Origin of the sequence: Henriciella marina (assembly GCF_027213945.1) — a bacterium.
Classification (GTDB): Bacteria; Pseudomonadota; Alphaproteobacteria; order Caulobacterales; family Hyphomonadaceae; genus Henriciella; species Henriciella marina_A.
Genome location: NZ_JAPWGW010000002.1, coordinates 574,056 through 594,480 on the forward strand (window position 1 = coordinate 574,056; position 20,425 = coordinate 594,480).

The 20,425-nt window shown below is 52.3% G+C and carries 15 protein-coding genes and 1 pseudogene; 5 read left to right on the plus strand and 11 right to left on the minus strand.

The annotated features are described in order from the left end of the window. Positions 1 to 63: 63 nt before the first annotated feature. From O4G74_RS09095 to O4G74_RS09110, 4 genes are read left to right on the plus strand one after another with little or no spacing between them, the layout of a single operon-like run. Positions 64 to 942: an alpha/beta fold hydrolase gene (locus O4G74_RS09095; protein ID WP_018147825.1), complete on the plus strand. Its 879-nt coding sequence runs from the start codon at positions 64 to 66 to the stop codon at positions 940 to 942. Beyond that, positions 939 to 1,361 (plus strand): PaaI family thioesterase, encoded by a 423-nt coding sequence (locus O4G74_RS09100; protein WP_018147826.1) that lies wholly within the window; start codon positions 939 to 941, stop codon positions 1,359 to 1,361. Before O4G74_RS09095 ends, O4G74_RS09100 begins: the two co-directional genes overlap by 4 nt. Then, the gene (locus O4G74_RS09105; RefSeq protein ID WP_083910934.1) at positions 1,358 to 2,470 is read left to right on the plus strand and encodes an efflux RND transporter periplasmic adaptor subunit; all 1,113 of its coding nucleotides are present in this window, start codon (positions 1,358 to 1,360) and stop codon (positions 2,468 to 2,470) included. The genes O4G74_RS09100 and O4G74_RS09105 overlap by 4 nt, the downstream gene beginning before the upstream one ends. Beyond that, positions 2,467 to 5,610: an efflux RND transporter permease subunit gene (locus O4G74_RS09110; RefSeq protein ID WP_018147828.1), complete on the plus strand. Its 3,144-nt coding sequence runs from the start codon at positions 2,467 to 2,469 to the stop codon at positions 5,608 to 5,610. The genes O4G74_RS09105 and O4G74_RS09110 overlap by 4 nt, the downstream gene beginning before the upstream one ends. Before the next feature lie 136 nt (positions 5,611 to 5,746). On the opposite strand, the gene O4G74_RS09115 is transcribed toward O4G74_RS09110, so the two are convergent. From O4G74_RS09115 to O4G74_RS09125, 3 genes and pseudogenes are all read right to left on the minus strand, one after another. Next, positions 5,747 to 6,451 (minus strand): IS6 family transposase, encoded by a 705-nt coding sequence (locus O4G74_RS09115; protein ID WP_018147829.1) that lies wholly within the window; start codon positions 6,449 to 6,451, stop codon positions 5,747 to 5,749. A gap of 135 nt (positions 6,452 to 6,586) precedes the next feature. Beyond that, positions 6,587 to 6,733: pseudogene (locus O4G74_RS09120) on the minus strand (IS6 family transposase); the annotation flags it as partial. Between the two features lie 149 nt (positions 6,734 to 6,882). Further along, a complete protein-coding gene (locus O4G74_RS09125) occupies positions 6,883 to 9,804 on the minus strand; it encodes a TonB-dependent receptor (RefSeq protein WP_026180627.1) in 2,922 nt (973 codons plus the stop codon). Between the two features lie 419 nt (positions 9,805 to 10,223). On the opposite strand from O4G74_RS09125, the gene O4G74_RS09130 reads away from it, so the two are divergent. Then, on the plus strand, positions 10,224 to 10,745 hold the full coding sequence (locus O4G74_RS09130) for a MarR family winged helix-turn-helix transcriptional regulator (RefSeq protein ID WP_269402323.1): 522 nt from the start codon (positions 10,224 to 10,226) through the stop codon (positions 10,743 to 10,745). Positions 10,746 to 10,938: 193 nt separating this feature from the next. Here O4G74_RS09130 and O4G74_RS09135 read toward each other — a convergent pair whose 3' ends face one another. The 8 genes from O4G74_RS09135 to O4G74_RS09165 form a co-directional block, all read right to left on the minus strand. Beyond that, entirely contained in the window at positions 10,939 to 13,398 is a 2,460-nt protein-coding gene (locus O4G74_RS09135) for a TonB-dependent receptor (RefSeq protein ID WP_026180628.1), read from the minus strand. A 323-nt stretch (positions 13,399 to 13,721) separates the two neighbouring features. Then, positions 13,722 to 14,162, minus strand: a complete 441-nt coding sequence (locus O4G74_RS09140) for a hypothetical protein (protein ID WP_018147834.1) — start codon at positions 14,160 to 14,162, stop codon at positions 13,722 to 13,724. Between the two features lie 246 nt (positions 14,163 to 14,408). Further along, positions 14,409 to 14,831 (minus strand): PaaI family thioesterase, encoded by a 423-nt coding sequence (locus O4G74_RS09145; RefSeq protein WP_018147835.1) that lies wholly within the window; start codon positions 14,829 to 14,831, stop codon positions 14,409 to 14,411. Continuing rightward, the gene (locus O4G74_RS09150; protein ID WP_269402324.1) at positions 14,828 to 15,442 is read right to left on the minus strand and encodes an alpha/beta fold hydrolase; all 615 of its coding nucleotides are present in this window, start codon (positions 15,440 to 15,442) and stop codon (positions 14,828 to 14,830) included. The genes O4G74_RS09145 and O4G74_RS09150 overlap by 4 nt, the downstream gene beginning before the upstream one ends. Before the next feature lie 5 nt (positions 15,443 to 15,447). Then, the gene (locus O4G74_RS16440) at positions 15,448 to 15,705 is read right to left on the minus strand and encodes an alpha/beta fold hydrolase (protein WP_366041824.1); all 258 of its coding nucleotides are present in this window, start codon (positions 15,703 to 15,705) and stop codon (positions 15,448 to 15,450) included. A gap of 492 nt (positions 15,706 to 16,197) precedes the next feature. Beyond that, positions 16,198 to 17,169 carry an alpha/beta fold hydrolase gene (locus O4G74_RS09155; RefSeq protein ID WP_018147836.1) on the minus strand — a complete coding sequence of 324 codons (972 nt, stop codon included), beginning with the start codon at positions 17,167 to 17,169 and terminating at the stop codon, positions 16,198 to 16,200. Then, positions 17,166 to 18,803 carry a flavin-containing monooxygenase gene (locus O4G74_RS09160; protein WP_040500468.1) on the minus strand — a complete coding sequence of 546 codons (1,638 nt, stop codon included), beginning with the start codon at positions 18,801 to 18,803 and terminating at the stop codon, positions 17,166 to 17,168. Before O4G74_RS09160 ends, O4G74_RS09155 begins: the two co-directional genes overlap by 4 nt. Continuing rightward, the gene (locus O4G74_RS09165; protein WP_018147838.1) at positions 18,800 to 20,410 is read right to left on the minus strand and encodes an acyl-CoA synthetase; all 1,611 of its coding nucleotides are present in this window, start codon (positions 20,408 to 20,410) and stop codon (positions 18,800 to 18,802) included. Before O4G74_RS09165 ends, O4G74_RS09160 begins: the two co-directional genes overlap by 4 nt. Between the last annotated feature and the right edge of the window lie 15 nt (positions 20,411 to 20,425).

The window sequence follows — 20,425 nt, forward strand, 5'->3', positions numbered from 1 at the left end:
TTACTTTATTTGTGAGTTACCTTACATTTAGGAGCATAACAATAATATTTTAGGGGATTTATTATGGCTATGAATGACGGTTGCGAGCGAGAAATCCAAGCAAGTGGTCTGACACTGACCTGTTCCGCTTACGGTCAGAACTCTGCGCCAACTGTAATATTTGCTCACGGAGGTGGTCAGACTCGCCATGCGTGGAAAGGCGCAGCCAGATCGCTTGGTCAGCAAGGATTTTATTCTATTGCCCTAGATCTTCGAGGGCACGGCGATAGCGAATGGGCTGAGGATGGCGACTATTCTCTGGAGGCCTTCGGGCGTGATCTGGTCGCTGTCGCGGAGCAGCTAAGCGACGAAGGGCGTGCACCTCACATTGTCGGCGCCTCGCTCGGCGGGCTCGGTGCCATGGTCGGTGCTGGCATGCTGCAACCAAAAGCTTTTGCTTCAATCACTTTGGTGGACATTACGCCAAACATGGAAGCTAGCGGCGTCGCAAAGATAATCGGCTTTATGGCCGAGCATAGCGTGGATGGATTTGCGACGCTGGAGGAGGCCGCAGATGTTATCGCGCAATATTTACCTCACAGGCCCCGACCGACAGATCTTGACGGCTTGCGCAAAAACCTTCGGCAAGGTCAGGACAAACGCTGGCGTTGGCATTGGGACCCGGCCTTCATTCAAGGGGTTATGAAGCGATCAGCCGTTGAGAGAGCTGGGGACCTTGAGCAATCGGTACGCAACATCACTGTTCCTGTTCATTTGGTGCGTGGACGCATGAGTGAGCTTGTCTCGGAGGCCTCAGTGCAAAAATTCCAGGCTTTATTGCCTCAAGCCCACTTCACAGATGTTGCTGGTGCGCGACACATGGTGGCTGGCGACAACAACGATGTATTCACCACGGCTGTCAGTAACTTTCTGCGGCAGCATTCGGAAGTTGTTGAAGCATGAGTGCAACTCTGCCTGATCTCGCTTTCGTTCAGCAGGCATTAGAAGCGGCTCCGTTTCATCGCTGGCTCGGACTCACCGTGACCGAAACAGGCGCGGATGAAATCAAACTGTCTATGCCTTGGCGCGACGAACTCGTATCAAACCCGAAGGTAGAGTCCGCGCATGGCGGTGTGCTCGCCGCGCTGATCGACCTGACGGGGTTTTACGCTTTGATTGCGACTGGAAATATGCCTCTGGCAACGGCAGATTTACGTGTTGACTATCATCAACTTGCAACGCCTGGCCCGCTTACAATTGTCGGAAAGGTGGTTCGCCTCGGAGCTACCCTATCCGTGGCGGAGGCCAGTGTTTACAGCAGTGACGGCGATTTGCTTTCGAGTGGCAGAGGGGCTTATCGGATGCTTAGGCCGTCAGCATGAACCGGCATTTGTCTTTCCGCGCGCTTATCCTAGTTTTTCTTTTTGCGTCTTGCTCAAATGAGCGACCTCCGGAGCAAACGGCTGTTGCGGTAGATGAGAGGCCAAAAACTATTGCCCCGATTAAAGTGAGCACAACTAGCGCTGAACGCATTGACCTTGCTCAGCCTCTAGTCGCGTCAGGAACAATTGCGGCAAAGCAAACGAGCAACATTGGCGTGCTATCGCAAGGCGTAGTCGAAAAAATTCATGTCGGAGTTGGTGACCGTGTGAAAAAAGGCCAGGCATTGTTTCAGACGCGACGTATCGACTATCAACAACGACTTTCTGAAGCTGAAGCCCAACTTGATATTGCAATTGCGGGGTCGGCAAATGCCGAACGTGCGTTTAAAAGATATTCTGTTCTCGTCAATGATGGCTCAGTCTCACGAGCTGCTTACGAAGATGTTCAAACGGCATTTCAGGTTGCGGCATCGCAGGTCACGCTTCGCCGCACTCAAGTAGCTACCGCGCGGCAGGCGCTAGATGATACGATTGTTCGCGCGCCCTTCGATGGTGCGGTGACAGCCCGCTACGTCGACGAAGGCGTTTTCATGGCAAATAGTTTCTCTGGAATGGGCAATTCGGCGGTCCTTCAAATACAAGAGTGCGAGATCGCAGCAGGGATCCTATTTGCGCCGGAATCTGAAGTTGGTCGGTTGCGTCTTGGCTTGCAGGGCAACCTCTATGTCGATGGCCGGAGTGCACCTATCCCATCAGATATCATTATTTTAAATGATCGAGTTGATCCGCAAGCAAGAACCGTCGAATTCAGAATGGCATTTTTGAATGAGGGATGCGCAGTGCGAGCGGGGCAATCAGTGCGGGCGGAAGTGAACGTTGACCCGCGTCCAGCGCTTGTTTTGCCTAGGGCAGTGCTTCAGGGTTCGAGCACTTCTCCCTATGTCTTTAAAGTTGATGGTGATCGAGCCCGACGAGCATCGATTACGTTTCGAGATATTGATCCAGTTCGAATTGAAATTCTATCGGGCGTGAGTGAATCCGACTTAATTGTTGTCGACCCTCTAGATGCGATGCGTGACGGCACGGTAGTGGAGACCGACGTTTCATGATGGGGATCGTCAAGACCTCTATTCGACACCCGGTTTTCGCTGTCATGATCATTGCCGCGCTCGTTGGGCTCGGGTGGATTTCCATTGGTCGACTGGGTGTCGATCTGTTTCCAAATGTCGAATTCCCGTACGTTTCTGTCACGACAACACTTGAGGGTGCTTCGCCTGAAACGATAGAATCTGAAGTGACGGATATTATCGAAGAAAACGTCAACACGATTGATGGGATCGAAAGCCTGCAATCGTTCAGTAACGAAGGCGTTTCGAGTATCTTAGTCGAGTTTGCGTTGACAACCGATATCAACGTAAAGGTACAAGACGTACGCGATAAGGTTCAACTCGCATTGGCTGACCTGCCAAGCGACGTTGACCCACCGGTTGTCGATAAAGTTGATCCCGATGCCGCACCCATAATATCGGTTATGATTGCTGGTGATATCCCGATCCGGGAGATAACTGCTTTCGCCGATGATATCGCCAAAGACGAGATTCAACGCATCAAGGGTGTGGGATCGGTGTCGATTGTTGGTGGACGAGACCGAGCTATCCGCGTTTGGCTTGACAACAACCGGATGCGATCATTCGGAGTGACTGCGGATGATGTTCGCATGGCTGTCCAGAGTGAGCATGCTGAGCTTCCAGGTGGGAGGCTAGAAGTTGCTGGTGGCACTCGCGAGTTCGGCGTCAAAACGTTGGCTGAAGCAACGACGCCAGCAGATTTCGCAGATCTACCCGTGGCGTATCGAGAAAACGGCGTTGTAATTCATGTTGGCGATGTCGCAAGAGTGGAAGATGGTTTGGAAGACGAACGCTCTGCGGCCTTCCTCAACGGTCGGCGCGGTGTTTCGCTTGATGTCCGCAAGCAAGCCGGACGAAACACAGTTGAGGTTTCGCGTGCTGTAAAGTCTGTAGCTGAGCGTTTGCGGACACTCGCCCCGGACGGTGTGGAGATTGTCGTCACACGCGATATTTCGAAATTTGTAGAAAGTTCGATCAAGGACGTCGGACATGACTTGCAGATCGCCATGGGGCTGGTGGTCGGCGTAACATTTATCTTCCTTTTGAATGTTCGCGCGACCCTTATCGTTGCTATTGCGATCCCGACCTCTTTGGTGGCAACCTTTTTCGGCTTCTATCTGATGGGCTTCACGATCAACGTGCTGACCTTACTAGCGCTGACCGTTGCGATTGGACTTCTGGTTGATGATGCCATAGTCGTTGTTGAATCCGTCACCACGGAGATTGAGAACGGCAAGCCACCTATGCAGGCGGCTTATGACGGTACGAAAAAGGTAGGATTAGCGGTCTTGGCCGGTACGGCGGCCACGCTCGCAGTTTTCGTTCCCATCGCTTTTATGGGTGGTATCGTTGGACGATTTTTCTTCCAGTACGGCTTGGCCATCGTCTTCTCTGTAACCGTTTCTCTAATTGTAGCTTTGACTTTGACACCCATGCTGGCGTCGCGAATGCTTAAGCATCGAAAAACTACATTCTGGCTCCGCCCGATAGAATTGCTATGGGACCGTGTTGACGGTGTTTATGGGCACATCGTGTCATGGGCGGTGACCTTTCGATATCCTGTGCTGCTTTTGGCCGCCGGGTCGGTAATTGTCGGCGGATGGTATGCCGCGCGCGTGCCGTCTGGCTTCACCTCAAAAGCAGATAGAAGCGAGTTTCAAGGTACAATAGAGCTTCCATTAGGAATTGGAATTACTGCTTCTAGTGAAGTGGCAAGCAATGTTGCGAGAGCACTGCTAGACGTTGAGCATATTGAAAGTATCTTCATCACGATTGGCGCGGGCGCACAAAGCGATACGAATGTGTTGTCCCTTTATGCCTCTCTCACACCAAAGTCTGACCGCGCGAAATCTCAATTTTTGATTATGGACGAAGCTCGCGCTGTTATTGCCACGGTCGCGCCGGACGCAGTCAAAACATCGGTGCTTGAAGTGCCTTGGGTGAGTGGAACAGGTTCCGGTGGAACGGACATCGATCTAATTCTAAAAGGCCAAAATCTTGAAGAAATATCAGATTACGCAGACGAACTGGTACAGCGAATGCGGGCGCACGGTGCGTTTTCCGACCCACGAACCAGTTATCAATCAGGACGACCCGAAGCACAGATCCTATTCAACCGACAGCGCGCCGGAGATCAAGGTGTTTCAGCGCGCACGCTTGCGTCTACATCCCGCATTGCTCTGGGTGGTCTCAACGTCGCGAGCTTTGAAGATGGCGGGAAGCGTTATGATGTGCGCTTGAGATTGGACGACCTTCAGCGCGAAACCATTAGCGATCTATCGCGTGTTCAAGTGCGCGGAGTCGACGGTCGTCTTGTAGATGTTGCATCAGTTGCAAAGATACAGTTTGCGTCCGGACCTGCGCAGATCGACAGAAAAGATCGCTCTCGGAAAGTGTCCGTATTGGCGATCACGGCAACAGGATCATCCTTGGGTGAAGCTTCTGGAGCACTGCTCCAGATGATTGACGATGTGCCTCCACCGCCGGGCATAACATTCGAAATGGGGGGCATGGCTAAGAACATGGCTGAGACTGCAGATGCAATCGGATTTGCGCTGTTATTTGCCTGTATTGTTCTCTACATGGTTCTGGCAAGCCAATTCAATTCTTTCGTACAGCCTTTAATCATTATGCTGACAGCACCGCTTAGTTTTTCCGGCGCGTTCGCAGGTCTTTACTACTTTGGATTGGAATCGTCTCTGTTTGCCCAGATCGGCCTAATTGGGCTGATGGGTATCGTGATGAAAAATGGCATTCTTCTTGTCGACCGCGCCAATCAGCTCATGGAAGAGGGCGTGCCTAGCGGCGATGCAATCAGACGAGCCTGTCCTGAACGCCTTCGCCCAGTATTAATGACAGCTCTTTCAGCGATCTTCGGGATGGTTCCTGTCGCCTTGGCGACATCGGATGGTGCCGAATGGAGAAACGCCTTGGGAGCATTGCTGATTGGCGGCTTGTCGACTTCAACGATATTGACGTTACTCGTTGTTCCGGCAGCGTACGTGATACCAAGAGATATCGCTAATGTTGCAAAGTGGATTTGGCGACTGTTTTCCCGGACCGTGCTTGGCAAGCGGGGAGCGGGTGTTTCTCCAACTCAGGCGCAGCGCATCGATCAGTGACATGGAGCGATCTGGATTGTGTGTCAGACAAATGTAAACTCGTCTCTGCTAGTCGACGAAAATGCCGGTTTAGGCAGCGAGAGGTGCTGTCAGTCTAATGCAATCCCGTCTCCAGCAACTCTAGCCGCACTCTGCCCTATCCAGCCAGAAGCTGACGCCATTCAAGGAGAGCGGCATCTCGTTTCGTTTTGAAGGTCTGGCGGTGGTTGATGTGGCGATCAAGGTTGAAATGATTGTGAAACGAAGCGTAGGTTGAGGCGAATTTCTGCAGGTTGGACATTCGCCTGAACCTCAGCATCGCTCGCTCTCGTCGGCGGAATGGTAAGTGCGAATTTTCCGCTCGATTATTGAGGTGACGACCGACCTCCTGGCGATCGATGTTCCCGATGTCTTTCATTGCCGCACCATAAGATCTCAGCCTATCGGTCACGACGGTCCTTGGCGCGCCGAATCGCTTCATTGCTTTCTTCAGGAACAGCAAAGCCGCTGATTTATCGCGTGTTTTCGTAACGTAGCTCTCGAGGACTTCGCCCTCATGGTCGACAGCTCGCCAGAGATAGTGGGTCTCGCCATTGATCTTCACGAAGACCTCATCGAGATGCCATTGCCACTGGGTGATCTGTCTCATGTAGCTGGCTCGACGCACCCGGATCTTGCCCGCGAACATGGGCCCGAAACGATCAACCCAGAGCCGTACGCTTTCGTAGCAAACATCGACTCCGCGCTCATGCAGAAGATCTTCGACATTCCGAAGCGAGAGCGGGAAACGCACATACATCATCACCGCAAGCTGGATGATCTCGGGCGATGTTTTGAAATATCGGAACGGATCTCGGGACATCCCGAAACGCTAACCGACCTGCCCTACCCGCTCAATCGCTCGGTTGCGCTGACAATGCCTCGGAATGGATTGCGGGGCATCCGGCGATGCTAGCCAAGACGGCCGACGGGCTCAATCGGCCAGTTCCCCTGACAATACCCTCTCATGGCAGACGTCAATTCCACGCTCGTGAAGGAGGTCTTCGACGTTGCGAAGGGACAGCGGAAAACGAACGTACATCATGACCGCGAGCTGGATAATTTCGCGAGATGTCTTGAAGTAAAGAAACGGGTTTTGGGACATGCAGGCAACGCTAGTCGGGTCGGCTTGCCTGTTCAATTGGCCTGTTCTCCTGACAACACCAGCCGAGGGGCTCAGGTCACTGACAATGCCGGGCCAAGCCGAAATAACACCGGCTTGGCCCCACTTGGTATGCCTGAATGTAATCTACACTACCACGACTTTGAAATCGTCACCCCGTAAAGGGCTGGCTCAGTCAAGAATGCATTGCTGTAGAGTCCGGGACTGTCATCTTGCAGATAGGCCCCTGTAATGACCTCCTCATCAAACAGGTTCTTCGCAAATGCCTCAATTTGCAGACCAGATTCTGTATTCGCTAACACAAGAGAAAGGTTGAAGTTTTCCCAGCTATCGATCTGATCGCGTCCAACGTTCCAGATGCGTGAAAAGCTGTCTGCCTGATAGTAGTAATCTCCTCGCACCGTCAATTTCCAGTCGCTGTTTCCTAGTGCGGACCAAGTATATTCTGCGGCCAAGTTTAATGTGGTATCAGGTGCGCCAGGAAGATTGTTACCACGCAAATCTTTGTTGACGCCGTCAAAGGGCGTGAGAGCACCGACCGCACGGGTCGCCCCATCCCCGTCCATGTAGGATACATTACCTAGACCAAACGCGGCTTCCTGGCCTGCAAAGTTCCCAAGACAAAGACCTGCAGTACTGCCGGGTGCGAGTTGACCGGCCGCGATCGCGCCTAGCACGGTCGCATAACCTTGGGCTGATACAACACAGTTTGAGTAGTTGGCTGCGTTTTTGATAACAACGAAGTCTGGGTTGCTCGCTGTGCGGTCCAGAACGTCAATCGCGAATACATCTACAAGCTCTGTCTCCAGCAAGCCTAAGTTGGCGGTCAGAAGCCAGTTGTCTGCAGGGCTCCAGAGATATTCAACCTCCAAGCCATACAGTTCAGCATCCACGTTAAAGTTGACGGACGCCCGGTTGATTACCTGAGTAATCTGATAGTCGGTATAGTCATAGTAAAAGCCGGTTAGATTGAGTTGCTGCGTGCCTTCGGCGAACAGATTCTTGGTTCCCACCTCGTAAGCATTGATAAATTCAGGTTCGAAGGTGTTCGGAAACGCATTGGCGTTTTCCGCGGGCTGTGGCGGATTAATCCCACCGCCCTTATACCCCCTGGAATAAAACCCATAAAGCAGAGTATCATCTGTAAATGAGAAATTTGGCGACCAATCAACGCCGGCGCGACCAGTCACTTCCTCAAATTCTACTTCGAAGATTCCATCGACGGTTCCATCGAGTTCCGCTTCTGTTGCCGGGCTCGGAACGGGTGCCGTCGGATCCGGCCGCACCGCATCTGGTGTAAACAGATAAGTCGGAATGTTCTTTTGTGATTTCTCGTCTTTGGTATAACGCAATCCCAGTGTGAACGTTAGATCATCGGTGAGGTCGTAATACGTTTCGCCAAACAGAGCCGTAGACTGCAACTCATACGGAGAGACTGTTCTGAAATAATTCCGGCCTAGCCCGTTAAGCGAGTTCAGAATGTTCGTATCACCATCCACGTTCGACGTATCCAAACTTGCTGGAAAGGGTACGCCAGGGATCGCAGGAGGACCACCTTGGGCCAAGGATGCGTTGTGCAGTTGCAAAAGTCCGGTCAGCGCGTTGCTTACGAAGTAGTAACCGTCGATTACATCGCTGTTTCCTGCTTCGTAATCCATATAAATTGCCCCAACATTAAAGTTGAAGGGGCCGTCGAAATCAGATTGCAAGCGCAGTTCTTGCGTAAACGCTTCGCTTGTCGCGCCGGACGGGTCAGCCACAGTATATAGATTGCTTGGACCAATTTGTGGATCATTGACTACGCCGCCAGGGAAAAGTGCATTGTAAAGATCGATAGAGGGGTTGATGCCTGGTGGGATGCTGGAAAAGTCATTGAATGTAATTGTGGGCTCGACTTTGGAAACATCTTCGACGGAAATCACAGATGTTTCGTTCCGACTCGTTAGCGATGTAAACTCAAGTGTGTCGGTGACGTCCCAGCTGAGATTGAGTGTCCAGAGATCCTGTTCGGCCTGGTAGAATGGATCGAACCCAGCCGCGATGGTCCTAAGGTCCTGGATAGCAGGTGCGGTGAACGCATCACCATTTAGCAGTCCAGCCCTTACAGCCAAGCCACCTGCAAGTGTTGCTACCGAATTCACTGTATCGCGAGACTCCGAGAAAGGAGCGCTGAGGCAGCCCTGGGAGGTATATATCTGATCCTCAAATGCGATTGGTATGCCCGCAAAATTAGTGTCTAGCGGGTCTTTCTTGCACAGTTGCTTACCGGACCGCAGGCGAGCATCTTCCTCTTCAAAATGCTCGTAAAGGAGCCAACCCCTAAATGATTCGGTCGGTTCGAATCCTAGTGTCGCGCGCACTGACCAAAGATCCCGGTCATCCACATCATTCCCCGTGACCAAATTTTCAACATATCCATCACGCTGTGTGAGCGATCCGGCAACACGTAGCGCAACCCGGTCGCCAAATGGGATGTTTGCCATGCCTTTGGCTTTGATGGTGTTGTAATTGCCGTAGGTAAGGGCGGCGTCCGCCTGGTATTCGCCAAAGACTGGTTTTGCAGTTATGAGGTTGAAAACCCCACCGGTTGCGTTGCGGCCATACAATGTACCCTGCGGCCCACGCAGAACTTCCACACGTTCTGTGTCAAAGAACTCTGACTCAAAGAGCCGATTGGACTGAAGCGGCACGTCGTTCTGGTGAATACCGACACCAGCGTCGCCAGACGTGGCTACCACATCTACGCCAATGCCTCGAATTTTTAAGTTGAAACCGGTGAATTGACCCTTGGTGAAGGATACGTTGGGGACCGCTTTAGTTAAATCGGGGCCTCCAGTGAGCTGAAGTCTCTCGATCGCCTCGTCATCGAACGCTGAAACTGCAATTGGAACGTCCTGAACGGATTCCTGAGCCTTCTGTGTGGTCACAACCACCGATTGCAGCGTTCTGACGCTGTCGCTGTCTTGGGCTTGGGCAGAAAGTCCAGCCCCCAAGCTTGAAATTGAGACGCTACCAAGCAGGCAAACTGTCAACACTTTTCTGGATAAATTCAAAATGTCCTCCCTCGTTTCGTCCGTCTTATGCGGACTTTATCAGACAAGAACACTTTCCTATTTTATGCAAGCATAACGTTATTATTAGGTAGGGAATGGGCTAATAGCCCCGTCTTCTCTAAGCCAAAGCGCACACTTTTTGTATTGACACCGATTGTAAGCCGCCATACTGTATCTAGATCAATGATTGAGTGCGTTGCTTGATCCTTGATTTGTAAAGAGCGATAGTTAGCCTTGTCCGCTAGACGTTAATTGAAACGGCAAATGGACAGACAGGCCTCTTCTGCACTTTGCGTTTCCCAATACACCTGCTGGCTAAAGTCATTTAGCCAGCCCTTTTTGGTGCGCATGCGATTTAGCGATTGAACCGGAACAACCACTCAGCCATTCTCTGAAAACAAGAAAATGAAGTGGTTGGAATGAATATAAAAAAATCATCGACGATAATGGATATACGTTTTGCTGCTAATGAGCGTGTGGAACTGACCTTTCTTATCGGTCGCGTTTCGCGCGAGCTTCGACGCCGGTTCGACATCGACATGGCTTCTCTCAAGCTTACGCGCGCCCAGTGGAGGGCGATGCTTTATGTATTTAGGCTAAAACAGCCCACTCAAACCGAACTGGCTGAGGTTCTAGAATTAGGACGAGCCTCAGTCGGAAGCTTAATCGATCAACTAGAGCGGCGCGGCAATGTCGCGAGAATTGTTGATGAAAAGGATCGACGCGTCTGGCGAGTCGTACCGACAAGTTTAGCATCCGTCAAATGGGCGGAAATCGATGAGGCGGGCTCCCATGTGGCCACAGAAGTGTTTGCAGGATTTACCGAGGAAGATTTGCTGAATGTCAAAAGCTATATGGAAAAAGTCATTTTGAATCTCAATCGCGCAAACGAAATGAGCGCTCACGCTTCAAATAAGGGCATTGCGAACGACACCGACTGACGGATTGATCGGACGGCATGGCGACTGAACAAGGCTCACCCCTAAATTATCTTGGCATCAGAAACCCAAATTCACAGATAGTCACGGCGGATACCGCCATGACTATCGCGAATATTTCCAATATCAGTAACCTGAGCCCCTCGGCTCCCTCAGTTACTTGAAGAGCAGAGCATTAATGTCTAAGATACTGAGATTAGAACCGCAGACGGGCGGTTGCACCGAAGGTAAGGGGCGGTGCCAGGAAAGCACCAACAGCGGTACCCGGTGACGTTTGGGTAGCCGCGGTACCCTGGAGGGGCGTATCAAAGGCTAGCTCATAATAGTCTTCATCGAACAGGTTCTGCGCCCAAATCTCCAGCTCAAACGGTGAGTTGTCGCTATAAAACCCCATTCTCGCGTTGACCACGACCAAGTCGTCAACTTCCTTGAGCGGATCGAGGTTCGAGCCTGTATTATACCGTGAAGTGTACCGGCTCGAGACATTGAATCTCGTATCCCAGTCGCGGACAAAAGAGGTCTCATATGTAACTGCCAACGTACCTGACCAGCGGGGCGCAAATGAAATCGTGCTTCCTGGCAAACGCGGCGGCGCAAAAAAGTCCACTGCTTCAAAATCGTCGTACTGCGTTTCAGCATAAACGAGCCCCCCCTGAAGTGTCAGCCCTTCAAGCTTTTCAGGCAGATATCGGAAATCGAACTCTGCACCCTTTGAAATCACGGCGGGAACGGATGTCACGATAAAGCTCGTTCCGGTGAAGGTGTTTAACTGAAAATCATTATATTCCTGATAGAAAATGGCACCGTTGAAGAACAAACTATTTGCAGCGTTATTGCTCTTGAAGCCGACCTCGTAGGCATCCACGGTTTCAGGATCAAAGCCGGTGTCAAGGTTAGGCTGGAAGGGCGCGGGATCTGCGGGTCCGAACTGACTGCGATCCAAATTGAAGCCCCCGGCCTTGTAACCACGGGAGTAAGATGCGTAGGACATCAGATTTTCACTGAAGCGGTATGAGCCCTTTACTGTACCGGAAAGATCCTCGTCTGAACGATCTTGAGTGGAACTAACACCGACGAAGTTGTCGTTTACCCAAGGCAGACAAAGAGTTGGGGTTAAACCATTTGCCGCTCCAAAAACAGCCAGGGCGGTGGAGCAACTGCCTTCATTTCCATCGAAATCAGAGTTCAACGTCTTCTCATCGATCGTATAACGAAGACCAACGGTAAGATCGAACTGGTCAGTGAAGCTAAACGTATTGTTGGTAAAAATGGCATACGTATCAGCTTCCTGCTTAAAAATATCCTCTGTCGCTTTGGTCTCACCTGTGTAGATGGAGCCGGGTAGCGCAGCGAGGTTAAACGCCCCACCGCTCGCACCGAGCAGCAATTGCTGAAAGTAGAAGAAATAATCATTGCCGAAATTGATGAAATCGGTGCGGTCAAGCGTTTCGTTAGCGTAGTAGGCCCCAACTAGCCAGTCCAGTTTGTCCGTCGCGCCTGCGAGACGGATTTCCTGGCTGAACGTAGCAAAAGCATCAGTGGTTTCGTCAGAATCGCGGAACCAGATGTCAGCGGCGCTGAAGTCCATGTCTTGTCCGGAACCATTGTCCCAGTCGCGATATGATGTGATCGAGGTTAGTTCACCGACATCGCTTTGCCACGAAATGTCGGCCGACACGCCCCAATCTTCGGTCGTCTGCGTGGCGTCACGATTTGCAAAGGCAACTCGATCATACGGATCGACAGGGAAGGCGGATGCACCGTCGCCGCCTGCCAGCAGGGTGATTAGCGGACCACGCGCTGGGTCCACCGCTATATAGTCCCCCATGCAACAGTCCTCTTCCCGGTCGGTATAGTCGGCCGAAAGAAGGATTTCGAGGTCACTGGAAGGTTCGAAAAGAAGCTGCCCCCTGAAGGAGTAGAAGTCATATTGACTTGTTTCATCTGCGGTGCGCGGACCATTGCCCGTTTTCACATCAAGAAGCCCGTCGCGCTCCTCGTAGACCCCGTAAAGACGACCGCTCACTGCATCAGACAAAGGACCCGTAACTTCTCCGGACGTGCGGAGAAAGCCTTCATTGCCGATTCCAACTTCCCAGATGGATCCAAACTCATTGGAGGGCTTCTTTGTAACAACGTTGATAACGCCCGCAGAGGTCGATTTACCAAACAAGGTTCCTTGCGGTCCTTTAAGGACTTCGATGCGCTCGATTTCTCCAAGATCCCCAAAGGAAACACCATTCCTGGCACGTGGAACACCGTCGACAACAACGCCCACAGAGCTCTCTAGACCTGGATTGTCACCAACCGTACCAATGCCACGGATCCGAGCGGTGGTATTGGCCTGCTTCGACGAAGACGTCACGAGAAGACCAGGAGTCACTACCGTCAAATCCTTAATGTCCTGAACACCGGCATCATTCAGTAGTTCGCCGGACAAAGCCGTCACGACGATCGGCACATCTTGTAGGCTTTGCTCGCGCTTTTGCGCTGTGACAGTTACAGCACCAAGGCGACGAATGGTCGGTTCGCTGTTTGCTGAGACCGCAACGTTCTGCTCGTTCACTTCCGCTTGGGCATGCGCACCTGCGGCCAGCAGCAATACTGCCCCGGATACAGACGCGGTGACCTTCGACAGTCGATTAAGATATGGCAATTATCTCTCTCCCTTTTGTTTGCGCCATACTATATGCCTTCGTACTTCTTTAGAAAAGAACTTTTGTATTTTCGTTGGGCCCAATGGTCGCAGGTCAAAAAAAAAATTGGGCGCGCGACCAGTAGTTGTGCCGGTGACCCCGACTCCGATTGGTGCCGCATTTGATTTAGAAGTCTGTCGATATGGAGCGAGACAGTGCGCAAGAGCAGAATCGCGGAATAACAAATGACGGCGAACTTAGCCGAACACGAGTGTGGCATGGCAGCTTGTGCGCGCCCCTTAGACGCCGCATTCGACATTTGACAACTCAGAACTGAACACAGTCATAGCTCGGCGATAAGTTCCGATAAAAGATGTTCGAGTGGAACCGGCATAACACCTGCCCGCAATAGTCTTTGTAAAATCAATGAATTTAATTGGCTCTCATCGAATTCAGTCGGGCAGAAAAATGCTTCAAACCCTAAACTCAGAGTACGAAGACAAAGATGAGACACTCCCAAGCTTGAGACGTTGCCCTTTATCAGAATTTGCCTACGGCTCGTCTCCCAAACAGTCTGCTTATCATTCAGAATGCTATCAAGGGTCGGCGCGATGGCGAATTCGCCAGCCTCGTCATGGACTTCAAGATAAGGAATTCCATATGCCGAAAGAGCCGACATAATCAGTCCGTCTTCATATACAGCGTCAACAAATATTACTTGAATGTCCCTACGCCGCATTACGCCTGGCACGGCAGCTTTCTCAAACTCGGTCAGTTTAGACATTCGAGAGCCTCTACAATATTGTATGCCTCCATACATTATGTATGCGGTTGTCGGCAACGCCAAAAGGGGCTCTCGGAAAGCGTCCTCTAGAGGGCCACTTTAATGCGGTGGTCTTGAGTGGTTTGAACCCATAAGCACCAGCGCAGATTTCGGACATCTCATCGGTCGATAGAGGCGTCTATTTTCTCAAGGGGATTGGCGCCGGACGCTAAAAGAAAAATAAGGGCGCGGATGGCGCATCCTTACTCACGATGGCGCCCTAAGCATGCGATAAGCACCCCTGCCGCTCGACAGCAAAGCACCTGTGCTGTTAAAAACACTGGCCTCCGCCACGGACAAAGTGGTGCCAAGTCGAATCACTTTCCCGACAATTGTAAGCGCGCCGGGCGTTGCAATTTTATGATAATCAACACGCAGGTCTGCCGTTGCCACAGGCATGTTTCCAGTCGCAAGCAACGCATAAAATCCCGTCAGGTCGATCAGCGCGGCGAGCACGCCGCCATGTGCGGACTGCACCTTCGGGTTCGACACAAGTTCGTCTCGCCAGGGCATTAACAGTTTAATTTCATCTGCGCCCGTTTCGGTCACACTGAGTCCGAGCCAGCGGTGAAACGGTGCTGCTTCTAATGCCTCCTGAACAAAGGCGCGATCAGGCAAGGTCGCGTTCATGCGTCAATCCCTTCTGAATGCTTCCGTAGAAAATCACTGACAGCCGCGGTGAACACATCATTCTTGTCGCCAGCTACCATGTGCCGCGCATCAGCGACGTCCGTAAAGTGGGCGTCGGGTGCCAAGGCTTTAAAAGCTTCGACCGAGGCATCAGAGACGAGTTCACTCATGCGGCCTCGCACCAAATGAATTGGGGCTTTTATGTTTCGAACCGATTGCTCGAGGTCGCCGACCCGCTCAACCGCAGATCGCCTCACAACGTCTTGAATGAAAGCTGGATCCCAGTGCCAACGCCAGCGGCCGTCCTGGCCTAGCCGAAGGTTTTTCCGCAAGCCTTCAAGGTCTTTAGGCCGGCGTCGATGTGGCAAGTATTTAGCGATGACATCTGCAGCCTCATTGAGCGATGAAAAACCATCTTTGCTGTGCTCGCCCATAAAGCCGACAATCTTTGTGACACCGCTTTCTTCCAAATTAGGGGTGATATCGACTAGAGTCACCGAGGAAAAAACTCCGGGTTTCAAGGTTCCAGCCGCAATGACCGCGCCGAGCCCACCGAGCGACGCACCGACAATGTGCGGCGCACAGCGCTCACATTCGAATTCTGCGGCCACTGCAATCAGGTCGCTACCGAAAGCCTTAAGGAATAGTCGCCATCCAAAGCCCAATCGCTATCGCCATGTCCGCGGAGGTCTAGAGCGACAGAATGATAGCCTTGCTCACCGAGCGACTTGGCTGCATCTTTCCAAGCATGTCGAGTCTGGCCACCCCCGTGAGCGAAGATTACGACCGGCGCTACTTCTTGACCATACACCGAGCAAGCTAATGTCAGACCGTTTCCTGAGATTCTTCGATCAGAAGCATCATAGTTTTTCATGCCGTACTCTTACTTATATATTATAAGATAGCCGATTATATGCATTCTTACGATCAAGTAAACCGTGATGGACCTTTGAAGTATCACTCGCAGGCTAAATCAACCTTTAGCGAAGAGTGGCAAGCGCAAGCACATCATCACCGCAAGCTAGATGATTTCTGGTGATATCTCGCAGTAGCGAAAAGACGAGTTGGTCATTCAACCTAGAAATCAAACACCGGTAAAGCGCCGGTTCCTCTAACAATGCCCTGCAACATGCTCGTTCAGGTTACCGATTATTCGTTGTTCTGTGAATCAGCAATGCCTCATTCGTCCACTTTTCATCATCAACAGATAAACCTCAAAGCATTGGCTTTTCAGTTGATCCGGTCAAAATGCAAGAGAAAATGGGGCACAGGTCGATAGCCCAAAGGAATAGGATCGGCTCTTCAAACTATTAAGTTTCATTGTTCGCCTGGGACGCATGACTGAAAACCCATAAACGTAGTACGTTTATTTCCCCCAAACGGAAAGAATACTCCTGAGTGCCGTTAGAAAAGCTAATGGCTGGTCGAGCATCAAATGGTGGCGAGCTTCGGGTACGGCAATTATCGGAATATCGTCCCCACCTAACTCGCGGATGTATTCGCCCGAGTCCTGGGTAAATAGTTGGCTTTTAGCACCGTGTACAATGGCTTTGCGGCCCGGCGCTTTCACCAGTCTCTCGCCCATTTTCAGCCACTCATCTGGCTTATTGCTCTGCCGGAATACCTCGGGTGAAAACTTCCATGTCCAGTCTTCCCCGTCGCGCCGCAGGGAATGATACGCCATGTAGTCCGCGAGGAAGGGCTCGCCAACCGGCTGGGGCGGGGAAAGGATGTATCTTTTGCGCGCGGCTTCATAACTGGGATAGCGTTTGTTGGGCTTGTCTGGATTACCCGATCCAGGGCTTGCGCGTCGACGATTCCAGTATTGCTCCATCAGCTCAGGCCGCATGATCATCAGATCGCAAATTACAGCGCCGGAGAATGCATCGGGCGACTGGGTGACGGCCGTCAGTGCCGCGCCGGAACCAAAACTGTGCGCGATCAGGGTGGGTTTGTGCCCATCCACGAACATATCGAGCGCCTCCGCGATTTCACTGAACTCACGTCCTCTGGCCGTCGGATCGACCTCCCCGCGCATCTCGCTGTCGCCCATTCCTGCAAGATCGAACGCCACCACATCGTGGTCCTCCGCAAGAAACGGAGCTATGAAGGCAAAGCAGCGGGCGTGTGCGAGGAAACCATGCGTCATAAGCAGTTTCGGTTTGCGCCTGTCGCCCCAACGGAAGTAATGCGCTCTGGCACCGTTGATCTCAACATAGCCCTCTTCGCGTGGCACCTTCAGGGCCGACACAAACCATTTCGGCAGATGAGATCCGTCGCCTGCCCAGACGGGATCGATGTCCCCGGAAAGATCTTCGATGTTGGTCAGTACGTTCATTCAGTTGTCGTCTCCTTGGTTGAGATATTTTCAACAGCGAGACCGTGATAGCCTTTCTCTGCGACATCGTCGCAAAGCGCGGCGTAAATCGACAGGCTCGGAAAGTTAATAAGTTGACGCTTGTTGTCTGGAATGTTCGCACTCATGTACCAAGAGTCCGCTTCGGGAAACAATGTCATCTCGCCGGCCTGAGCAACTATTTCTGTCCATCCTGCTTCAGCGGCCGGATCGGCTTCGAAAAGGTCCTGTTCGTTGTTCCGCATCCAGACCAGGAAGTCGCAGATCCAATCGCCCTGGACCTCTGCGCTTGAAGGGCCATTTGAAAAACCCGACGGGCTAAGGGGGCCATAAGAAAACAGCATGTTGGGAAATCCCGACACGGCCATGCCCAAATACGCGCGCAACCCGTCTTTCCATGCTTGCGAAAGGGATAATCCGTTCGCTCCGGTGATATTCATGTCGCTCAGCCCTCCACGCCCGGCATCGAAGCCGGTAGCGAAGACTATGAGGTCGCATTCCATCTCGCCGTCCACAGTCTCGATCGCATGCGGCTTGACCCGGAGGATCGGCGTTGATCTCAGATCGATCAACGCAACGTTATCCTGCGCGAAAATTTCATAGTATCCCTGCTCAAGCGAAGGTCTCTTCGTGCCGAACGGATGGGGCGGATCGGCGGGCGCGAGCCGCTCGGCAAGGTCGGGATCTGCGATTCTCGCACGAACCTTGTCGCGCCAGAAATTGTAGGCGTGGCGGTTTGCTTCACGGTTGGAAAGCAGGTCGGCAAAATTGTGATACCAGAACCTCAGGCCGCCACGCTGCCATAAATATTCGAAGTGCGCATCGCGCTCTTTTTTGTCTACTTCAAGGGCTGAAACCTCTAGCGATTGGCATTCAAACCCACCGCTCGTCTGCCGGCGTTTTTCGAAGATCGCGGAATAGCCCTGTTTTTCCCTTTCCTGATTTATCTTGGACAGCTTTTCTTGCCTCATCGGCAGAGCCAGAATTGGGGTTCTTTGATACAGAGTCAGTTTCTTCGCTGACTTGGCCGCTTCTTGCGCGACCTGTACGCCACTTGCACCGGTGCCGATCAAGGCAACCCTACGGTCGGCGAGGTCGATTCCCTCTTGCGGCCAGCGTGCTGTGTGAAACCACTGGCCTTTGAAATCTTCGAGGCCCGGGAAATCAGGAAGATACGGCTTTGAGGCGAAACCAAGGGCTGGCAGCAGAAACTGTGTCGAAATGATTACATCATCGTCGAGATGCAAACGCCACCGCTTCGCTTCCTTCTCAAAATGCGCGCTTTTGACTCTCGTCCCCATGCGCATCATTGGCCAAAGGTCTAGCGTATCGCAAACATGCCGGAAGTACGCTCTGAGCTCTTCCCAGCCTGGAAATCGCTCGCTCCAGGTCCATGACTTCCACACTTCATCTATCGAAAATTCGTAGAGCGGGACCTGCGAATCAACACGTGCACCGGGATAACAATTCCAGTACCAGATGCCCCCTGGCTGCGACGCAGCATCCACAAGAAGCACGTTGAATCCAGCGTCACGCAACTTGTGGAGCAGATAGATTCCACTGAAACCCGCGCCGACAATTATAGCGTCGTAATGGCGAGAAGCCTGATTAATCACGTTGCAACCGTCAGACGTTCCGCGATTGCTTTCGCGGTTGCATAATCGGCCTTGCCGTTGGATGCACGCAGGGGTGTTTTCGTCGGATGAACGGCCTTCGGCGTTTTGTATCCTGCCAGCTGCCCGCGTACATGGTCCTTGATGGCTTGCTCTTCGAACGGAACATCGTGGTTGAGGTGGACGACGGCGGTGACGGCTTGACCCCATTTATCATTCGGAACACCTACTACCAGCGCATCACCAATGGCAGGATGGGTCTTGAGCACTTCCTCGACTTCTTCTGGGTATACCTTCTCGCCAGCAGTGTTGATGCATACGCTACCGCGGCCTAGCAGGATCAGGCTTCCGTCGGCCTCTACCTGGCACCAATCGCCCGGTATTGAATAGCGCACGCCATCAATTGTGCGAAATGTCTTGGCTGATTTTTCGGGATCTTTGTAATATCCCTTGGGGATGGCTCCCTTGCGCGCGATAAAACCGGGTACGCCGCTTCCCGGTTCAACTTTCTGATCGTTCTCATCAAAGACATCGCAAAACTCGCCAATCCCGAATTTCGCAGTGTTCGTGCCGCCCTGTGCGGTCGTGATGGACAGCCCGTAGCCGAGGCCTTCAGAAGCCCCAAAACTGTCCATCAGGACGACCTGGGTTATGTGCCTGCAAAGACCGGCTTTAACCTCCTTGCTCCACATCACGCCGGACGAGATGATGGACACGAGACTCTTGGTATCCCAGCGCCCGGGATGTTCATCGAGGGTGCGAAGCATCGGCTTGGCAAACGCGTCCCCCACAATTGCTATACTCTCGACCTTGTGCTTATCGACGGTCTGCCACAGTTCTTCGGCATCAAAGGACGGGTCCGAGAGAGTAACAATTGCACCGCCGGACATCAGCGCACCGATCGCGGTAATAAAACCAGTCCCATGCATCAGCGGGCAGGAGGAAAGAGTACGCCTGCCAGGTCCCTCATTTTTGATCAGGGCAACATTTTCTTCCAGTGTCTGCGGTACGGTGCCAAGTAGCTTCTGCGCGTCAAGCTGGGCTTTACGCATGTCGTCGTGCCGCCACATCACGCCTTTCGGCATTCCAGTTGTGCCGCCGGTATAGATGAAGAGCAGATCGTCAGGTGAGCGTTCGATACCGAGCGCCGATCCGTCTCCCTCACCCGCCAATGTTTCATAAGAACGTGCAAAAGGCGCTATTTCGGAAGGATCGCCAATTTCGACGAAGGTATGAACCTTCTTCAGCCTGTCCTTGAGCTCAAGAATACAGTCGCGAAATTCAGAGCTGTAGACGATCACCTCGCTATCGGAATCGTCGAAGATGTAAAATACTTCTTCGGGCCGATAGCGATAATTGATGTTCACATGCGTCAATCGACCCTTGAAGCATGCCGCCATCAACTCGCCATATTCAGGTCGGTTGCGCATGTAGAAGGCCACCTTGGCACCATTTTTTGCGCGTTGACGCAGTGCGCGTGCGATATTGTTCGAGCGCGATGACATTTCGGGCCAGGTAATAATCCGGTCGCCGTGTATTAGCGCCGGAGCGTTGCGAGGCATGGCTGGCTCGATCGCGTCGAGGATGTCACCGAGATTCCAGTCTATCATGTCGATCTTCCTTTC

Bases quoted from the DNA above. Each gene is read 5' to 3' on its own strand.
- O4G74_RS09095 (WP_018147825.1), top strand. From the start codon at position 64: ATGGCTATGAATGACGGTTGCGAGCGAGAAATCCAAGCAAGTGGTCTG.
- O4G74_RS09100 (WP_018147826.1), top strand. From the start codon at position 939: ATGAGTGCAACTCTGCCTGATCTCGCTTTCGTTCAGCAGGCATTAGAA.
- O4G74_RS09105 (WP_083910934.1), top strand. From the start codon at position 1,358: ATGAACCGGCATTTGTCTTTCCGCGCGCTTATCCTAGTTTTTCTTTTT.
- O4G74_RS09110 (WP_018147828.1), top strand. From the start codon at position 2,467: ATGATGGGGATCGTCAAGACCTCTATTCGACACCCGGTTTTCGCTGTC.
- O4G74_RS09115 (WP_018147829.1), bottom strand. From the start codon at position 6,451: ATGTCCCGAGATCCGTTCCGATATTTCAAAACATCGCCCGAGATCATC.
- O4G74_RS09130 (WP_269402323.1), top strand. From the start codon at position 10,224: ATGAATATAAAAAAATCATCGACGATAATGGATATACGTTTTGCTGCT.
- O4G74_RS09140 (WP_018147834.1), bottom strand. From the start codon at position 14,162: ATGTCTAAACTGACCGAGTTTGAGAAAGCTGCCGTGCCAGGCGTAATG.
- O4G74_RS09145 (WP_018147835.1), bottom strand. From the start codon at position 14,831: ATGAACGCGACCTTGCCTGATCGCGCCTTTGTTCAGGAGGCATTAGAA.
- O4G74_RS16440 (WP_366041824.1), bottom strand. From the start codon at position 15,705: ATGAAAAACTATGATGCTTCTGATCGAAGAATCTCAGGAAACGGTCTG.
- O4G74_RS09155 (WP_018147836.1), bottom strand. From the start codon at position 17,169: ATGAACGTACTGACCAACATCGAAGATCTTTCCGGGGACATCGATCCC.
- O4G74_RS09165 (WP_018147838.1), bottom strand. From the start codon at position 20,410: ATGATAGACTGGAATCTCGGTGACATCCTCGACGCGATCGAGCCAGCC.